Source organism: Aerococcus sanguinicola (genome assembly GCF_001543145.1).
GTDB lineage: Bacteria > Bacillota > Bacilli > Lactobacillales > Aerococcaceae > Aerococcus > Aerococcus sanguinicola.
Genome location: NZ_CP014160.1, coordinates 1,261,207 through 1,277,415 on the forward strand (window position 1 = coordinate 1,261,207; position 16,209 = coordinate 1,277,415).

Annotated in this window: 17 protein-coding genes and 1 CRISPR repeat array; of the genes, 11 read left to right on the plus strand and 6 right to left on the minus strand. The window is 46.5% G+C overall.

Annotated features, from left to right (window positions below; genetic code table 11):
• Nucleotide 1: 1 nt before the first annotated feature.
• The 5 genes from cas5e to AWM72_RS05620 all read left to right on the plus strand — a co-directional run bounded on the left by cas5e (nucleotide 2) and on the right by AWM72_RS05620 (nucleotide 5,118).
• Nucleotides 2-709, plus strand: coding sequence for a type I-E CRISPR-associated protein Cas5/CasD (gene cas5e, locus AWM72_RS05600; protein WP_070486455.1), 708 nt, complete (start codon nucleotides 2-4; stop codon nucleotides 707-709).
• A 1-nt stretch (nucleotide 710) separates the two neighbouring features.
• The gene (gene cas6e, locus AWM72_RS05605) at nucleotides 711-1,352 is read left to right on the plus strand and encodes a type I-E CRISPR-associated protein Cas6/Cse3/CasE (RefSeq protein WP_067974558.1); all 642 of its coding nucleotides are present in this window, start codon (nucleotides 711-713) and stop codon (nucleotides 1,350-1,352) included.
• Nucleotides 1,353-1,354: 2 nt separating this feature from the next.
• Nucleotides 1,355-2,299: a type I-E CRISPR-associated endonuclease Cas1e gene (gene cas1e, locus AWM72_RS05610; protein ID WP_067974563.1), complete on the plus strand. Its 945-nt coding sequence runs from the start codon at nucleotides 1,355-1,357 to the stop codon at nucleotides 2,297-2,299.
• Nucleotides 2,299-3,195 (plus strand): type I-E CRISPR-associated endoribonuclease Cas2e, encoded by an 897-nt coding sequence (gene cas2e / locus AWM72_RS05615; protein ID WP_067974566.1) that lies wholly within the window; start codon nucleotides 2,299-2,301, stop codon nucleotides 3,193-3,195. The genes cas1e and cas2e overlap by 1 nt, the downstream gene beginning before the upstream one ends.
• Nucleotides 3,196-3,212: 17 nt before the next feature.
• Nucleotides 3,213-4,643: direct repeats of the CRISPR family, unit length 28 nt; unit sequence CTTCTTCCCGCACATGCGGGGGTGATCC.
• A 139-nt stretch (nucleotides 4,644-4,782) separates the two neighbouring features.
• On the plus strand, nucleotides 4,783-5,118 hold the full coding sequence (locus AWM72_RS05620) for a helix-turn-helix transcriptional regulator (RefSeq protein ID WP_067974572.1): 336 nt from the start codon (nucleotides 4,783-4,785) through the stop codon (nucleotides 5,116-5,118).
• Between the two features lie 301 nt (nucleotides 5,119-5,419).
• On the opposite strand, the gene AWM72_RS05625 is transcribed toward AWM72_RS05620, so the two are convergent.
• From AWM72_RS05625 to AWM72_RS05640, 4 genes are all read right to left on the minus strand, one after another.
• A complete protein-coding gene (locus AWM72_RS05625; RefSeq protein ID WP_067974576.1) occupies nucleotides 5,420-5,752 on the minus strand; it encodes a hypothetical protein in 333 nt (110 codons plus the stop codon).
• Nucleotides 5,753-5,780: 28 nt separating this feature from the next.
• Entirely contained in the window at nucleotides 5,781-7,028 is a 1,248-nt protein-coding gene (locus AWM72_RS05630; protein ID WP_067974580.1) for an aminopeptidase, read from the minus strand.
• Between the two features lie 12 nt (nucleotides 7,029-7,040).
• Nucleotides 7,041-7,499, minus strand: coding sequence for a flavodoxin (locus tag AWM72_RS05635; RefSeq protein ID WP_067974583.1), 459 nt, complete (start codon nucleotides 7,497-7,499; stop codon nucleotides 7,041-7,043).
• A 158-nt stretch (nucleotides 7,500-7,657) separates the two neighbouring features.
• Complete coding sequence (locus AWM72_RS05640) at nucleotides 7,658-8,362, minus strand: winged helix-turn-helix domain-containing protein (protein WP_067974587.1); 705 nt, start codon at nucleotides 8,360-8,362, stop codon at nucleotides 7,658-7,660.
• Between the two features lie 307 nt (nucleotides 8,363-8,669).
• On the opposite strand from AWM72_RS05640, the gene map reads away from it, so the two are divergent.
• The 4 genes from map (at nucleotide 8,670) to coaD (ending at nucleotide 12,656) form a co-directional block, all read left to right on the plus strand.
• A complete protein-coding gene (map, locus tag AWM72_RS05645) occupies nucleotides 8,670-9,491 on the plus strand; it encodes a type I methionyl aminopeptidase (protein ID WP_067974590.1) in 822 nt (273 codons plus the stop codon).
• Between the two features lie 274 nt (nucleotides 9,492-9,765).
• Nucleotides 9,766-11,220, plus strand: a complete 1,455-nt coding sequence (locus AWM72_RS05650) for an LCP family glycopolymer transferase (protein WP_067974592.1) — start codon at nucleotides 9,766-9,768, stop codon at nucleotides 11,218-11,220.
• Between the two features lie 14 nt (nucleotides 11,221-11,234).
• On the plus strand, nucleotides 11,235-12,152 hold the full coding sequence (gene rbsK / locus AWM72_RS05655; protein ID WP_067974594.1) for a ribokinase: 918 nt from the start codon (nucleotides 11,235-11,237) through the stop codon (nucleotides 12,150-12,152).
• A gap of 9 nt (nucleotides 12,153-12,161) precedes the next feature.
• Entirely contained in the window at nucleotides 12,162-12,656 is a 495-nt protein-coding gene (coaD, locus tag AWM72_RS05660) for a pantetheine-phosphate adenylyltransferase (protein WP_067974597.1), read from the plus strand.
• 69 nt (nucleotides 12,657-12,725) lie between these two features.
• On the opposite strand, the gene AWM72_RS05665 is transcribed toward coaD, so the two are convergent.
• Entirely contained in the window at nucleotides 12,726-13,247 is a 522-nt protein-coding gene (locus AWM72_RS05665) for a PTS sugar transporter subunit IIA (protein WP_067974602.1), read from the minus strand.
• Nucleotides 13,248-13,356: 109 nt separating this feature from the next.
• Nucleotides 13,357-13,992, minus strand: coding sequence for a YigZ family protein (locus AWM72_RS05670; RefSeq protein WP_067974606.1), 636 nt, complete (start codon nucleotides 13,990-13,992; stop codon nucleotides 13,357-13,359).
• A gap of 155 nt (nucleotides 13,993-14,147) precedes the next feature.
• Here AWM72_RS05670 and AWM72_RS05675 point away from each other — a divergent pair, with 155 nt between their 5' ends.
• Together AWM72_RS05675 and AWM72_RS05680 are read left to right on the plus strand one after the other, a co-directional pair.
• A complete protein-coding gene (locus AWM72_RS05675; protein ID WP_067974610.1) occupies nucleotides 14,148-15,518 on the plus strand; it encodes an ATP-dependent helicase ComFA in 1,371 nt (456 codons plus the stop codon).
• Entirely contained in the window at nucleotides 15,511-16,200 is a 690-nt protein-coding gene (locus tag AWM72_RS05680; protein WP_067974613.1) for a ComF family protein, read from the plus strand. The genes AWM72_RS05675 and AWM72_RS05680 overlap by 8 nt, the downstream gene beginning before the upstream one ends.
• The last annotated feature ends 9 nt before the right edge of the window (nucleotides 16,201-16,209 follow it).

A 16,209-nucleotide genomic window follows, 5' to 3' on the forward strand; every position in this document is an offset into this window, starting at 1 on the left:
GTTGAAATCAATCGTTTTGAAGTTTGCTGGCCCCTTACAATCCTGGGGAACGCAGTCTCATTTCGAAAGCCGCCATACGGATTTGTATCCTTCGAAATCAGGGGTGGTCGGTTTATTAGCTGCTAGCCTAGGTTACCGGCGTGACCAAACCGAAGATATCCAAGCCCTCAATCAACTCGATTTTGCGGTCCGTGTTGACCAAGAAGGTGGGCTGAGGCACGATTATCAAACAGCTCATAAGTACAAGGCAAATGGTCAGCCAGATCGAACTTATGTGACTAATCGCTATTACCTAGAGGATGCGGTTTTCCTAGTCGCCTTGTCCCATACGGATGAAGAATTTATGGCAAAGATTGCCCAAGCCTTAAAGCAACCTTATTTCCAGCCTTATATGGGGCGTCGGTCTTTACCTCTTCCCTTAGATTTTATTATTGCGGAAACGGATCTGGGAGCAGTGGAGACTCTACAAAGCTTAGACTGGCAGGCTGCTCCCTGGTACCAAAGGCAGCACAGCCGGATTTTGGATGCTTATGCCGATGCAGGTTTAATAGAGGACGCTAAACGAGAACAATGGCGAAAAGATTTGGTGGTATCCTTCGACCAAAAAAATCGCCATTTTCAAACCCGGCGGGAGCTTAAGTTTCAAATCGAGCTTCCCAGCTTGATCCAGGAAACAGAACATGATGCTTTTGGCGAGTTAGGAGGTTAAGATGTATCTTTCACGTGTACAGATCGATAGTCACAACCGTCAAAAAATTAAGGATTTGACCCATGCGGGGGCCTACCACAATTGGGTAGAGCGGAGCTTTCCCGAAGAGTTCAACTCAGGCGAAAGAAGTCGAAAGCTTTGGCGCTTAGACCGCTTGCAGGGTAAAGATTATTTGTTGATTGTGAGTGAAGAGGAGCCAGACAAGGGACAATTAGAACGCTATGGCCTTCCAGGTAGTGCTGAAACTAAGTCTTATGATAATTTTCTAGGACAGATTGAAGACGGCATGCGTTTAGCTTTCCGTGTGACTTTAAATCCGGTAGTTTCTAAGAGTTCAGGCGAAAAAGGTGTACGTGGGCGCGTGATGCCCCATGTGACAGAAGAGCACCAACGCCAATTCTTGCTTGATCGAGCAGAAAAAAATGGTTTTATTTTAGAAGCTGAGGATTTTAAAATCGTGGAGAGTAAACGTGCCCTTGTCAAAAAATCTGGACAGCGGAACTTGCGCCTCATTCAAGTGACCTATGAGGGTGTATTGACGGTGGCGGATAAGGACCGCTTTATTAAGACCTTAACACAGGGCTTCGGCAAGAAAAAAGCTTACGGTTTTGGCCTGATGACAGTTATTCCATTGAGGGATTAAAGATGGATAAAAAATTTGGAGCTAAAAAGACTGAACTCCAAGAATTGCCTCGGATTGGGGACCGCGTCAGTTTTATTTATATTGAGCACGCAAAAATTAACCGCATCGATAGTGCCATTACGGTAAGGGATAAGCGGGGCGTTGTTAGGATACCCTGTGCGATGATTGGCGTTCTTCTCCTAGGGCCGGGGACCGATGTGAGTCACCGGGCGGTTGAACTGATAGGTGATACCGGAACTTCTATGGTCTGGGTGGGTGAACGGGGTGTCCGCTTCTATGCAGGGGGACGGCCTCTTGCCCATTCTACGCGTCTGCTCGAACGGCAAGCTAAGTATGTATCCAATCGCCGCTTGCGGCTAGCAGTTGCTCGTAAGATGTATGAAATGCGTTTCGATAATGAGGATGTATCCAAGTTAACTATGCAACAATTACGTGGCCGTGAAGGTGCCAGGGTTCGGCGGACCTATCGTTACTATGCCGATAAGTATGACGTTCCTTGGGACAAGCGCCAGTACAAGCCAGACGATTTCTTGGCTAGCGATGTGGTCAACCAAGCCTTATCAGCGGCTAATGTTTCGCTTTACGGTTTGGTCCACAGCATCACGGTGGCTTTAGGACTATCCCCAGGGCTTGGCTTTGTCCATACTGGGCATGATAAAGCTTTCGTTTATGATATTGCTGACCTTTACAAAGCAGAATATACGATTCCCTTGGCTTTCCAGATTGCCAGTGAATATACAGCTGAGGATGATATCGGTCGCTTGACGCGGTTAAGACTCCGAGATAATTTGGTTGATGGCAAATTAATGAAGCGCATTGTAAAAGATATCCAAGTCCTGTTAGATATCTCTGAAGAAGAGGAGATTATTGCAGAAAACTTTGGCCTCTGGGATGATAAAGAAGAATTAGTCAGCTATGGGGTTAGTTACGATGAGGAGGGAGATTGATGCCTTTCACCGTAATCACCCTCTCAAAGACTCCAGCTTCTCTAAAGGGAGACTTGACTAAATGGATGCAGGAAATTTCAACAGGAGTCTATGTGGGCAACTTTAATCGACGGATTCGCGAAAAATTATGGGAAAGAGTGAAAGAAAACGTAGGCAATGGAGAAGCAACGATTTCCTATGCGGCCCAAAATGAAATTGGCTATCGTTTTGAATCCTATAATACCTCGCGTCAGATGATCGAACTAGAAGGTATTCCGCTTGTCTTGCTCCCTCAGGCCGAGGACAAGGGAGCTTATATTAAACAAAGAGGCTTTAGTAATGCCAGTAAGTTTCGCAAAGCAAGGAAATTCTCACGACCAAACTCTATCAATGTTCCTAGCTACATTATTCTCGATATCGAGACAACAGGATTAGATCCTAAAAAAGATCAAATGATCGAAATAGGCGCTTTAAAGATAGATGGGTCAGAAGAGAACATCTTTCATTCTCTGATCGCTAATAAGAAAATCCCTGAGCAAATTCAAAAACTAACAGGGATTAGCCAGAAAGACATAGATGAAGACGGTAAAGATGAATCGCAAGTACTTGCAAAGCTTCTCGAATTTATCGAAGGTCAGGTTATTGTCGGTTACAATATCAATTTTGATATTAGTTTTATTAATGAGCAATTGAAAAAGATGGGACAGGAGAATTTATCTAATCCAATTCTTGATTTAAAGACTATTGTCAAAAAGGAGAAGATGTTTCTAAAAAATTTTCAATTGCAAACAGTTTTAGCGAGTTACGGGATCAATAAAAAAGTCCCCCACCGAGCCTTGGAGGATGTTAGATTAATGGCTGAGCTCATTTCTAAAGTGAATAAATTTCCAGTTTACTTAAAAAAGAAAGCCCGGTAATACAGGGATCCTTTAGTCTTCTTCCCGCATATGCGGGGGTGATCCTCAGCGTGTTTTCTGGGTACTTGATAGGGGTTCCTTCTTCCCGCATATGCGGGGGTGATCCTCACGGCCTAGGGACGCGCTATCCCCTTGTGCACTTCTTCCCGCATATGCGGGGGTGATCCTGACAACACGGGGAGCTACCTCCGCCAGGGGGACTTCTTCCCGCATATGCGGGGGTGATCCTGACAACACGGGGAGCTACCTCCGCCAGGGGGACTTCTTCCCGCATATGCGGGGGTGATCCTCTTTTCGTTTCCGATGTTTATCTTTAAGGCACCTTCTTCCCGCATATGCGGGGGTGATCCTACTTACTACTATTGTTACTAACTGGAAGCATACTTCTTCCCGCATATGCGGGGGTGATCCTTCGCTTAACTAAGTTCGTTTGATTATCAGTAACTTCTTCCCGCATATGCGGGGGTGATCCCACAAAGTCTTCATCAGCAAATAGATCATACCCCTTCTTCCCGCATATGCGGGGGTGATCCCTAGACCGGGCGACTTCAAACATGCTTTACATGCTTCTTCCCGCATATGCGGGGGTGATCCCTTCAGGGAAGCTTGTCATCTCATTTAATGACTCTTCTTCCCGCATATGCGGGGGTGATCCTCGATTTGTGGATGTGATTAATGATTTGCTGGTCTTCTTCCCGCATATGCGGGGGTGATCCTCATCGAGCCAGAGAGGATGTCCTTTTTTCTATCTTCTTCCCGCATATGCGGGGGTGATTAGATCCATAAGCTCCCTCATTTCTTTGGACAGATCTTCTTCCCGCATATGCGGGGGTGATCCTACTGGGGCAGTCATTAAACAGGGCGACACCACCTTTTTCCCGCATATGCGGGGGTGATCCCTACGGCCTCAATATCAACTGGGGCGGGTCCTGCTTCTTCCCGCATATGCGGGGGTGATCCAAGTTCCTGATGACTTGAATGAATATGTGTTAGCTTCTTCCCGCATACGCGGGGGTGATCCTCTAATTGAAATGTGATAAAGCTCCCGACCAGTCTTCTTCCCGCACATGCGGGGGTGATCCTCCCGAACATCTGCGAAGCGGTCGCCTCGTAGACTTCTTCCCGCACATGCGGGGGTGATCCCGCCCTCCAGTCGTGGTGGATAAGTACGCCAATCTTCTTCCCGCACATGCGGGGGTGATCCCGGAGAATTAGGCCTGATGCACCTAAAGAAGTTCTTCTTCCCGCACATGCGGGGGTGATCCCAACTACTTTGGCATGAAGGCTAGCCCCAGTTGCTTCTTCCCGCACATGCGGGGGTGATCCTGACGGCCACTATAGCTATGATATTGCGATTTTCTTCTTCCCGCACATGCGGGGGTGATCCCTCGTCCTCCTTAATTGCTCGATTGGCAACTACCTTCTTCCCGCACATGCGGGGGTGATCCTATATAAGCATAAAGTTCATAAAACGTGAACTTCTTCTTCCCGCATATGCGGGGGGTGATCCTATTAGCGTTTACCCTCTAAATATTGCAAATTGTAATATATAATTAAGAAAAGAAGTGAATAAAGGGAGGTATAAATATGTTTCCTGAGATTTTGAAGAGCTACAGAAAATCAAGAGGCTTGACTCAGAAAGAATTGGCGAATAGGCTACACGTTTCTCAACCTACTATCGGGAGTTGGGAAGTTGGCAGGACGGAGCCTAACCAAGAAATGCAGAAGAAAATAGCCGATTTTTTCGGCATTTCTGTAAATACCCTATTGGGAGTAGATGATAACGATTCGGTTGACTTGAAAGTGTTACTTAAAAATTCAAGCATGACATACGGCGGAAAAGAAATAAGCGATCACGACTTAAAAGTCTTGGAAGGCATAGTGGAATCGCTGCTTGGCGGTGATGAAGGTGGGGATAGATAGCTTAATTTCAGATTTAATCGCTAAATATAATACAAACGATCCTTTTGAGATAGCAGAAAATGAAGGAATACTCTTCTCCTTCTTCCCGCACATGCGGGGGTGATCCTAGAAATAATTTGCAAAAGTTATAATAGATAAACTTCTTCCCGCACATGCGGGTGTAATTTCGGTAGCCAGCCTTGCAATGACCACTTCTTTCCGCATAAGCGGGACCTATAAACTTAAAGCAAGGCAAAAGAAAAAAGCCAGAAAGAATATTTCTTCCTGGCTTATGTTCATTATAGGCTAGCTTATAGCTTATTTAAGGCATCTTGCTTTCTAGATCGGAAATTCGTTGCTCGAGCGATGAGATTTCTTCATGCATACTTGAGATTTCCTCGGTCATTTCATCAATGGTATTAGGGGGAATCTCTTCTTGGCGTGGATTGTTTTCGATAACCAGCCAAGCAATAAAGAAGATGGCAGTCACCGCAAGAATGACATAAATCCAATTGAGTTTGGGTGAGCCGTGGTCTAATTGCTCGAGGGCTTCGTCGACGGTCAGATTCTCCAAACGTTTCCGCTCGCGTTCACTGAGGTTTTCCAAATCCTTTAAGCGATAATATAATTTTTGGCGTTTCGCTTTTTTAGTCATTTTTGTCCATCCTTTTTACTAGCCTTGATTATACTGAGAAGGCCCATTCGCCTTGCTTAAAGATAGGAACTTCTTCGCCGTTTGCGCGGATGCCGTAAATATCCATAGCTTCGGAGCCTATCATGAAGTCGACATGGACATTTGAGACATTTAAGCCAATAGCTTGAAGTTCTTCATCCGACATTCCTTCCGTGTTTTTAACCGTGGTGGGGTAGGCGGCACCGATAGCTAAGTGGTTGGAAGCATTCTCATCAAATAAGGTGTTATAGAAGGTGAGATTGCTTAAGGAGATTGGGGACCGGTGAGGAACGAGGGCGACTTCGCCCAAGCCACGCGCTCCATCGTTATTTTCAACGAGATCTTCGAGGATCTTTTGTCCTTGCTCAGCCGTAATTTGGCTAATTTGCCCATCTTCAAAATGGACTTCAATGCCTTTAATGGTAGTGTTAGCATAGGACAAGGGCTTGGTTGAACGCACATAGCCAGACATCCGACGCGTATCTGGGGCGGTAAAGATTTCTTCTGTCGGCATATTGGCGATAAAAGGCTTTCCATCTTGACTAAGGCTTTCTGCAGAGGTCCAGATGTGGTCCTTGGGTAAACCGAGATAGAGGTCTGTCCCCGGAGCTAGATAGTGGAGGCTGTCGAACTGTTGGTCGTTCATATAAGCCGCGCGTTTTTCTAGATTATCTTTGTGCTGGTCCCAAGCGGCTACGGGGTCGTCTTCATAGACCCGGCAAGCTTTAAAGATTTCGTGCCAGAGAGCGTCCACGCAAGCTTTGGGGTCATCCGCTAATTCGGGGAAGACGTGTCGGGCCCAACCATAGGAAGCAGCTCCAGCAACGCCCCATTTAATGGCATTTTTCATGGTGGCTTCTCGGCGAGTTTCGAAGGCCAGGCTATTGGCTTTTTGAACCCGATGGACTTTTTCATCAGGAATCCCATCTAGCAAGTTAGGATCGCTGGAGATGATGGATAGGCGGCTAATTTTCTTGTTTTCAATCAGGTCTTTATCGCGAGCGATGGTGTACTCTTCGATAGTGGTTAGATTTTCGCTGGCCACATATTGGTAGTCCATCTTTTTTATCGAATCGTCTTGCCAGGTGAAGTAAACGCGCTTGGCTCCTGCTTCATAGGCATGTTTGGCAAGTAGACGGGCCAGGGGAGCTTGGTCGATGTCAATATAAATCATGACATTCTCCTGACTTTCTACTTGGATACTTTTTTGGATAAGGAGTTGGGCGTATTTATCGAGTAGTTCATTGAAATTCTCCATAAGGACCTCCTTTTAAGCATTCATGGATTGGTAGCATTCAAGGCATTCCGAAGCAAGTTTTTCGATAGCTTGGATGTCGTCTTCTTCTGGATTTAAGTCAACCTTGACAGATTCGCCTCCGCGTGTCGCTCCGGTTTCTGCCAAACGTTCGTCGAAGTCAATAACAGACTGGCAGAATTTTTCATAGAAAAGGTCGCCTGAACCCAAGGCAGCGTAGACTTTACCTGTTAGGTCAACCTCTTCTAGGTCTTCGTAGAGGTCGACGATTTCATCGGGCAGGTCGCCGTCTGTGCCGTAGGTGTAGGTGGCAACTACGCAAATATCTGCGTCTAAGAAGTCTTCGCCGTAAGCATCGGTGCATTCGACCATTTCACAGTCAACACCTAGGTCTTCAAAGGCGGCAGTCATCACGTCGGCAATTTCTTCTGTATTACCAGTTAAACTGGCATAAATTATTAAGGCTTTAGGCATAACATTTCCTCCATTACTCAATTTAAAGCTTTCTCTCTAAAAGTATAGCAAATTATCTCTCTAGCTGCGACTTCCAATGACTCAATAAGGAAGTATAAATAAGAGAGGCCGAATGGTCACAAGAGTGAAGCATTCGGCCAAGCAAGGGCTAGTTTGAATTAACGTAAGGCGTAGATGCTGTGGCTTTCAAAGTCGTCTTGGATATCTTCTGGTAACCAGTTCAATGTACTGCGGACAAGCATTTCTGCAATCACGCGGGTATCGTCAAAACGGTTGTGGGTCATTAAGTAAGAGATATTCTCGACATACATTAAAATCCAAATTTGTGTGGAGAAGAAATCATTCTCCTCATTGCCCATACTATCATTGACTGCAGCAATTAAAGCACGACAGGCTTCAACGCATTCTTCCTCTAAGAAGTCGTGGTCTCCGAGTGAGGTTAAGGTTCTAAGAATTTCTAGTAAACCATTGTAGAAATTTTCACGGTTGTGGTCGTTGAAGGCTTGCTTTAAACCTCTTAGTAACTGGTCACACTCTTCTTTGATTACAGCCCCATCTGTTTGGTTCTTTACCATGCGGTCGAGCAGGCGGAACCAGAGAATGAGCGCATAACGCCCCCTTAAGGCAATAATGCTTTCGTTATTTGGTGCTTCTTTAACAAAGTATCCTCGGTAAGGACGTGTTTCAACAATTCCTTCTTCTTCAAGTACGCTCAAAGCAGCCCGTATCGGACTCCGACTCATACTCAAACGATCTGAAATATCAGCTTCAACGATATGGTGGCCAGTTTTCCAATTATCGCGTAGGATCTGGTCCTTAATATACAAATAGGCCACTTGCTCAAATTTTTGTGTTTTACCCATAATGAATCACCCTTTGCCTTTTTTTGTTCTTATTTTATTTAAGAATTATATATCCCATTCAATTTTATTTTGCGTGAATATCGTATAAAAGTCAATTATTATGTTTTTTAAAGCCATTAATTATGCGAAAACATTGACTCTAAAGCTTTGCATAAGTACCATATTGTTTTTTATGCCTTTCGATACGACGGGGCTATGGAAAAGCGATTTAGGCTATCCAAAAATATTGCATCCAGGTCCTGTCAAAGTTAACATTTTCATGTATACTAGGAACAGTAGTAGAATGAAGAAAGGAAGTCAAATTTTTATGATTACTTTGAAATCCGAACGTGAAATTGAAGCAATGGATCGTGCTGGGTCGATCATTGCCATGATTTTTGAAGAATTAAGAGATGTCGTGAAGCCTGGTATTACGACGGGAGAAATTGACCAGTATGTGGAACGTCGTATTCGCGAAGAAGGGGCCATCCCGGAAGAGGTTGGTTTTGAAGGCTATCCTTATGCGACCTGTACGTCGACCAATGATGAAATTTGTCACGGCTTCCCTGACCGCAAACGGGTGTTGAAGGCAGGGGACATTTGTTCAGTGGATACAGTTTTATCTATCGATGGTTTCTTTACGGATTCTTGTACCACCTTTGCGGTTGGCGAAATTGATCCTGAAACCCAACGTTTACTCGATGTGACCAAGAAGGCCATGTACCTTGGCATCGAGCAGTGTGTAGCTGGTAACCGCATTGGTGATATCGGAGCGGCTATTCAAGAATATGTTGAAGCAGAAGGCTTCTCCGTAGTGCGTGAATTTGTGGGACATGGTATCCAACCCACTATGCATGAAGAACCAGCCGTTCCTCACTATGGGACAGCTGGTCGTGGCCTCCGCCTGAAAAACGGAATGACCCTCACCGTAGAACCCATGGTCAATGTGGGTGCCTGGAAGTCAAAAATGGATGATAATGGTTGGACGGCTCGAACCATTGATGGAAGCCTCTCTGCCCAATATGAACATACCTTGGCGATTACACCAGATGGGCCTAAAATCCTTACCATGCAGTCACCTGTCCCAGGCGAGGATGCTTTAGGTCTTGACCAATTGAAGATTAATTATAATTATCCAAAATCAAATTAAAAAATAAGAAAGGTGCGGCAAAAAGTGTTCAGTGCTAACTGAACTTTTGTCGCACTTTTTACTTGGGTTCAGGCTGTTAGAAATAGTCCTCTTTACAAAGATCCGTCGAAGATGTCTAGTCTTCTCTGTTGCTTTACTCCAGAGGTCCACTTCTACCCGCGCTCCCTCACACCCTTCTTTAAGAAATGCTAAAGTTTATCTTGTGATTGCTTGGCTATGGTATAATTCATCTATGTATTAGTGAAAGGTATTAAGGTAAAGGAGACTCGAGCCTATGGATGAAGATAAGTATTTAGCGCGTCGTGAAAGGCGGCGGTCGAAAACCTTGAAAAAGAAGCGGCCAGGCTGCTTCATTTTGCTGGGCCTATTGCTTATTTTACTCGCTTTAGCAGGTTTTGGGGCTTATAAGTTCTATGGGAGCCTCTCTCAATTTACCAATAGTATCTATCAGCGTGTTGCCCGGGATAATATGCGGGATGCTAATGTATCCTTGCGCAAGGGAGAGCCAGTCTCGATTCTTTTAGCAGGCATCGATAATGGGGCCCTCTTCTATAAAGATGTGCCGGATGGACGCTCCGATGTCATGATGGTGATTACCATTGATCCCGAAAATAAAAAGTCCCAGCTTTTGAGTGTGCCGCGTGATGCCCTTGGCCCCATGGACCGCACGGATGACTTTGATAAGCTCAACCATGCCTATATGGATTACGGGATTAAGGGGACGATTAACTCCTTGCAGCGTTATCTTGACCTGCCCATTGATTATTATGTCGAAGTGAATATGAAGGGCTTTATCGACATTATCGATGGCATGGGGGGGATTGAGATCACTCCTAATCAAACTTTTACCCAGAATGGCGCCAAGTTTGAGGAAGGGGTGACACGGACCTTAACGGGTGAAGAAGCTATTCACTATGTGCGGATGCGCAAGGCTGATCCAGAAGGCGATATAGGTCGCGAGAAGCGCCAGCAACAGTTGGTCAAAGCAGTGATTGATAAGGTGCTGACCCTCGATACGATCACGAATTTCAGGGAAATTATGGCTGCCCTTGGTAATAATCTGAAGACGGATTTGAGCTTAAATGATATGATGGCCTTGCAGAAGAATTATCTTCCGGCCCTGGCTTCTATTGAACGCTTGGTCTTCAAAGACCACCAAGATCTTAATTTAGACTTTGGCTATTATCTCTTGGTACCAGAGAAAGAGCGCCGGGAGATGTCTAATAAGCTAAGAGCTAATCTGGGCTTAGGACCGACGCAAAAAGTTATTGTTTACCCTCCTAGTTATGGGGTAGTCAACCGTTACTTCAGGGTGATCGATGAAGATGAAGACGGTCAGATAAGTGATGATGACCTCTTGACCTCGGCAAGTGACTATACCATTGCTGATTTGAAAGAAAGGATTCACAAGGCTTCGATGAAGCAGGGGATTAATTACTTTGAAGATGTCTACATGGATGATGAAGGCGTAATGCAACCATCGCTCCTTTACACGCCTAAGGATCAAATGTTGCTTCAAGCAAACCAATTGAAACGTGCCGACCGTTTTGGTGGATCGATCGATTCGTCGGAAGGAAGTGGGGGCCAAGTGCCCTTAGAATCGGGCCAGGGCCTAGGACCAGTTGACCAAGGACCGAGTGCTTTGCCGGGTTCTTCTGGCTTAGTTGATCCTAGTTTAACAGCACCATCAACTGGTTCAGAAGAGACAGGGACAGAATACGCTTATTAACGAGGAGGCTAGTTATGATTGCTGTAATAGGAAGTTTATCAACAGACTTTGTCGTGGAAACGGATATCTTGGCTGATCGTGGTGAAACGGTTACTGGGCGGGACTTCCACACGCTTTTTGGCGGTAAGGGGGCCAACCAGGCTATTGCCGCAGCGCGTTTAGGAGGGCAAGTCACGATGTTTGGCTGCGTAGGAGATGATGTCTTCGGGGCAGAAATCCTAGCTAATCTCAAAAAAGAGGGAATAGACAGCCAGGCAGTGGAAATTATTTCCAATCAGTCTTCGGGTTCGGCCCATATTACTGTTTACCAAGCAGATAATGCGATTATTTATATTCCTGGCGCCAACCAGGAAGTGACAGTGGCTTATCTCAAGCGCCACCAAGAGGCCCTTTTGGCTGAAGAGTTTTTTGTTATTCAAAATGAAATTCCTATCGAGAGTATCCAGTATTTGATTGACTTGGCCCAAAGCCATGGTAAGCAAGTGATTTATGACCCTGCTCCAGCGATTGCCCTGGATGAAAGCTATGTTGAAAAATGTAGTTACCTGACACCGAATGAATTCGAATTGAATAACCTATGCCCCAATGCATCAATCGAAGAGGCGATTCAGCGCTATCCCGAGCGCCTATTAGTCACTCTGGGAAAAGATGGGGTGACCTATGCCCAGCAGGCTGACCGTGCGATTCAACATGTGCCGGCTTTTTCAGTCCAAGCGGTGGATACCACAGGAGCAGGAGACACCTTTACTGGAGCCTTTGCCTATGCCTTGAGCCAAGGTCTGCCCCTCAAAGAGGCGGTGGCTTTCGCTAATGGGGCCAGTGCCCTATCCGTTCAAAAGCTTGGGGCTCAAACGGGTATGCCGACCTGGGAAGAGCTGATAGCTAGTGAGTATTTCCAGGAAGACTGGTTGACTTATTTTGAAAAGAATTAAGGAGGATTTATGAGCAAAAAAGCCTTGTATGCAGGAAGTTTTGATCCGATCACGCGGGGCCATCTCGATATTATCCAACGGGGCGCCCGGCTCTTTGACCAAGTCTATGTCGCGGTTGCCAGCAATACCTCTAAGCAAGCCTTTTTCAGTCCAGAAGAGAAGGTAGCCTTAGTTGAGGAAGTGACAGCTGACCTGGCTAATGTGCAAGTGCTGCAGTTTACAGAGGGTCTCACAGTTGACTTAGCCCGAGACGTGGGGGCTAGCGTCCTACTTCGTGGGATTCGTAATAATACAGATTTTGAGTATGAAATGAATATGGCTGAGATTAATAAGCTCCAAGCCCCTGATATTGAGACGGTGATTCTCTTATCTGATGCGGCATACCGTGCCTATTCATCAAGTATGATTAAGGAAGTGGCTAGCTTTGGCGGAGAAGTTGAGGCGGCGGTACCTAAAGTCGTTGCCCAAGCCATGTTTGCCAAATATAAGGACTTGAATGCATAAAAAGACTCCTGACCAGCAGCTGCTGGTTCGGGAGCCTTTTTCATTGGTGAGTTTTTAATCTTGACTGGCTTATCCAGCGCTAATTTGACCGACCACGTCATCATGCTTGACTTGGCCTTGGGCTGTGATAGTTAAGTCGTCAACATCTTGCATATTGGTACAAATGACAACAAAAGTGTCATCCTTACCAGCTTCGCGGATGGCTTCTAAGTCAACCTTGGTTAAGAGATCGCCTTGTGCAATCACTTGCCCTTCATGGACCTGGTGTTCGAAGGGTTTCCCCTCCAATTCAACCGTATCGAAACCTAAGTGGATAAGGAACTCGAGGCCAGATTCGGTAGTAATGCCCATACCGTGTTCAGTTGGGAAAATCGTCTTAATCTCACCATTAATAGGGGCATAGACTTCACCTTGGCTGGCCTTAAGCGCATAGCCGTCGCCAAGCATTTTCTCTTGGAACATAGGGTCACTGACATCCTCTAACTTGACCATTTCGCCATCGGAAATGGCATAGAGTTCTTGGATACTGTCATCATAGCTAGTTTCTTCTTGGCTTTCCTTATGCTTATTTCGTTTAAAGAAGTCAAACATCTGCACTCCGCCTTTCTATATCTAAATGTATTATAGCCCTTTCTGGGAGCGGTCTGCAACACCAAAGCGCCAAAGCATTAATTCTTAAACATCTCCTCAAGAATATGGCCTAGGCGTCAACGGGGACATCGACATAGACCTTATCTCCAAGTTCAAAATTGGCCTGGCCGCTGCTGAGATTGGTGATGGCTTCTTGGCAGGCTTCTACTTGGTCTTCGGCAACCCCGAGATGATAGCAAACATCTGCAAGATAGGTCGTATCCAGCAGCTGGTAGGGGCTATTTTCAATCCAATGTTCCATGGGCCCGGTGAGCGGGTAGTCCACTTTGACAGCGACTTCTTGTTGGATCTGGCGTTCAACGATACCGATAGCTTGGAGGGCTTCACTCACCGCATGGCTATAGGCGCGGACAAGTCCCCCTGCTCCCAGTTTGGTGCCACCGAAATAGCGGGTGACGATGACAATGATGTTTTTTAAGTCCATTTGTTTAAGAACTTCGAGCATAGGAACACCCGCTGTCCCGCTCGGTTCGCCGTCGTCCATGGCACGTTGAATTTGATTGCGTTCGCCAATTTGGAAGGCAACGCAATTGTGGGTGGCCTTCCAATGTTTTTTATTAATTTCTTGGATGAAATCCTGGGCTTCTTCCTCGCTAAAGACCCGTTTGGCCTGGCAGATGAAGCGGGATTTTTTGATTTCAATTTCATGTTCTCCTGCTTGGCGTATGGTGCGATAAGCTAACATCGCCTTCACCTCATTTCTATACTTACTTTCATTTTACGCGAACGAGAGTCAAATTTCGACTTTTTTATCTTTTTAAGGAAAGTATCTTTACTTTTATAAAAGCATTTAGTGAATAAACGAGCTTTTGGTTTATATATGAGTAAGGAGGGAGAAAGATGGAGGAACATTCAACTGACGCTTTGCGTGGTCGTTTGCTGACGGCGGAAGAAGTGGAGCTAGCCCCTGAGCAAATCGAAGGCTTGGAAGGGGTCCAGTGCCTAGAGGCGGTGTCTGGCCAGTATGGGCAGTTAAGCTGCCAACGCTGCCACAACCAGGACCAGGCGGCTTTTTACCGGAATCCTTGTTTCCAACGTGAAGACTGCTATTATTGCCTATCTTGCCTACAATTTGGCAAACTTTCTTCTTGTGATAGACTCTACCACCTTCCTCGCAAGCCGGCGGTTAAGCCTTCGGAAGCGGAAGTATGTCTAGCTTGGCAGGGGCAATTATCCAACCAGCAGGCAGAAGGCGCCCAAAAGATCCGGCAGAGCTTCGAAGAGGGGAAAGATTGTTTTATTTGGGCAGTAACTGGAGCAGGGAAAACGGAAATGTTATTTCCGGCCCTCCAAGTCGCCATGGCGGACGGCAAGCGTTTGGCCTTAGCCAGTCCACGTTTGGATGTCTGTAATGAGCTCTACCCCCGCTTACAAGCGGCCTTCCCCCAACTTGATATTGCGCTCTTGCACGGGCAATCCGACCAGTCTTTTCGTGACTGCCCGTTGACCATTTGTTCCACCCACCAGCTCATCCGTTTTCAAGCATATTTTGATGGCATTATTATCGATGAAGTGGATGCTTTTCCTTTTGTCGATGATCAAACTTTACATTTTGCGGCTGAGCGTGCGCTAGTTGAAGGGGGCGTGCGGATTTTCTTATCGGCAACCCCTAGCCGGCGACAGGAAGCAGCGATTAAAAAACAAGAGGTGGCAGCTTTTATCCTACCTGCCCGCTACCACCGCAAGGCCTTGCCCGTTCCCCACTATGTATGGGTTGGTAATTGGCGGCAATCCCTGAGTCAGGCTAAATTGCCCCGCCGATTGGATCACTGGATAGGCAGTAAGCTAGAGGCCAAACGCCGCTTTTTGCTCTTTTTACCCCATATTCCTTTGATGCTAGCCTTGGAGGAGGTCTTACACCGTGTTTTTGACCAGGCCCGCCTAGCTAGTGTATCGGCTAAAGACCCTGAACGCACAGCCAAGGTCCAGGTCATGCGGGAGGAGGGCTATGATTTCTTACTCACGACGACGATTCTCGAAAGAGGGGTGACCTTCCCCAATATTGATGTAGCAGTTCTCGGTACGGAAGATCGGACTTTCACCCAGCAGGCCCTAGTTCAGATCAGTGGCCGGGTGGGACGGAAGGCGGACGCAGCGACAGGAGAGGTGGTCTTCTTCCACCAGGGAAAAACGCGGGCCAGCCAGGCAGCAATCAGGCAGATTAAAGACATGAACCGGCTTGCCCATGAGAGGGGGCTGCTCGATGACTAGGTGTCTCTTGTGCCAAGAAAGCATGCCGGCTCATTTCTCGCTCAAGGATTTTTTAGCTTTCCGCCCTATTACAGAAGCTAAGTTATGTACAGCTTGCTGGCAAAGCTTTGCTTGGATAAGTGGGCAAACCTGCCAGCAATGCGGCCGATCTCATGAAGACTCGGATACTGCTTATTGCAGGGACTGCCTGCGCTGGCAGGACCAAGGGTGGTACTTTAAAAACTGCGCCCTCTTGCATTACGACGCAGCCTTTAAGGCCTGGGTCCACCAATTCAAACGCTTGGGGGATGTGCGATTGGCTGCTTCTTTTGAACAAGTCTTGCGTGACTTTCATCAAGGACAGCCGGAAGCTATCTGGCTACCTCTGCCATCGAGCGAGGCCAATTACCGTAAGCGGGGCTTCCACCAAACCGAATGCATCCTAGAAGCAGTCGGCCTTCCCTATGACCAAGCTTTCTTACCCAGCCAGCCCAAGGAAGGGAAGCAAGCACTCAAGGGCCGACGCGAGCGCCTGCAAGCGGACCGCGGAATCCGTTTAGCCCCAACTTTTTCTTATCCCAAAGACCAGGCCTTTATTCTTTTCGATGATGTCTATACCACGGGAGCCACCATGTTTGCCTGCTACCAGGCGCTCGACCAGGCGGGTTATCAGAATTTATCCGGCTTTACTTTGGCACGATAGATTGAACAA

Bases quoted from the DNA above. Each gene is read 5' to 3' on its own strand.
- cas2e (WP_067974566.1), top strand. From the start codon at position 2,299: ATGCCTTTCACCGTAATCACCCTCTCAAAGACTCCAGCTTCTCTAAAG.
- coaD (WP_067974597.1), top strand. From the start codon at position 12,162: ATGAGCAAAAAAGCCTTGTATGCAGGAAGTTTTGATCCGATCACGCGG.
- AWM72_RS05630 (WP_067974580.1), bottom strand. From the start codon at position 7,028: ATGGAGAATTTCAATGAACTACTCGATAAATACGCCCAACTCCTTATC.
- AWM72_RS05675 (WP_067974610.1), top strand. From the start codon at position 14,148: ATGGAGGAACATTCAACTGACGCTTTGCGTGGTCGTTTGCTGACGGCG.
- cas1e (WP_067974563.1), top strand. From the start codon at position 1,355: ATGGATAAAAAATTTGGAGCTAAAAAGACTGAACTCCAAGAATTGCCT.
- AWM72_RS05635 (WP_067974583.1), bottom strand. From the start codon at position 7,499: ATGCCTAAAGCCTTAATAATTTATGCCAGTTTAACTGGTAATACAGAA.
- AWM72_RS05640 (WP_067974587.1), bottom strand. From the start codon at position 8,362: ATGGGTAAAACACAAAAATTTGAGCAAGTGGCCTATTTGTATATTAAG.
- AWM72_RS05650 (WP_067974592.1), top strand. From the start codon at position 9,766: ATGGATGAAGATAAGTATTTAGCGCGTCGTGAAAGGCGGCGGTCGAAA.
- cas6e (WP_067974558.1), top strand. From the start codon at position 711: ATGTATCTTTCACGTGTACAGATCGATAGTCACAACCGTCAAAAAATT.
- map (WP_067974590.1), top strand. From the start codon at position 8,670: ATGATTACTTTGAAATCCGAACGTGAAATTGAAGCAATGGATCGTGCT.
- AWM72_RS05680 (WP_067974613.1), top strand. From the start codon at position 15,511: ATGACTAGGTGTCTCTTGTGCCAAGAAAGCATGCCGGCTCATTTCTCG.
- rbsK (WP_067974594.1), top strand. From the start codon at position 11,235: ATGATTGCTGTAATAGGAAGTTTATCAACAGACTTTGTCGTGGAAACG.
- AWM72_RS05620 (WP_067974572.1), top strand. From the start codon at position 4,783: ATGTTTCCTGAGATTTTGAAGAGCTACAGAAAATCAAGAGGCTTGACT.
- AWM72_RS05625 (WP_067974576.1), bottom strand. From the start codon at position 5,752: ATGACTAAAAAAGCGAAACGCCAAAAATTATATTATCGCTTAAAGGAT.
- AWM72_RS05670 (WP_067974606.1), bottom strand. From the start codon at position 13,992: ATGTTAGCTTATCGCACCATACGCCAAGCAGGAGAACATGAAATTGAA.
- AWM72_RS05665 (WP_067974602.1), bottom strand. From the start codon at position 13,247: ATGTTTGACTTCTTTAAACGAAATAAGCATAAGGAAAGCCAAGAAGAA.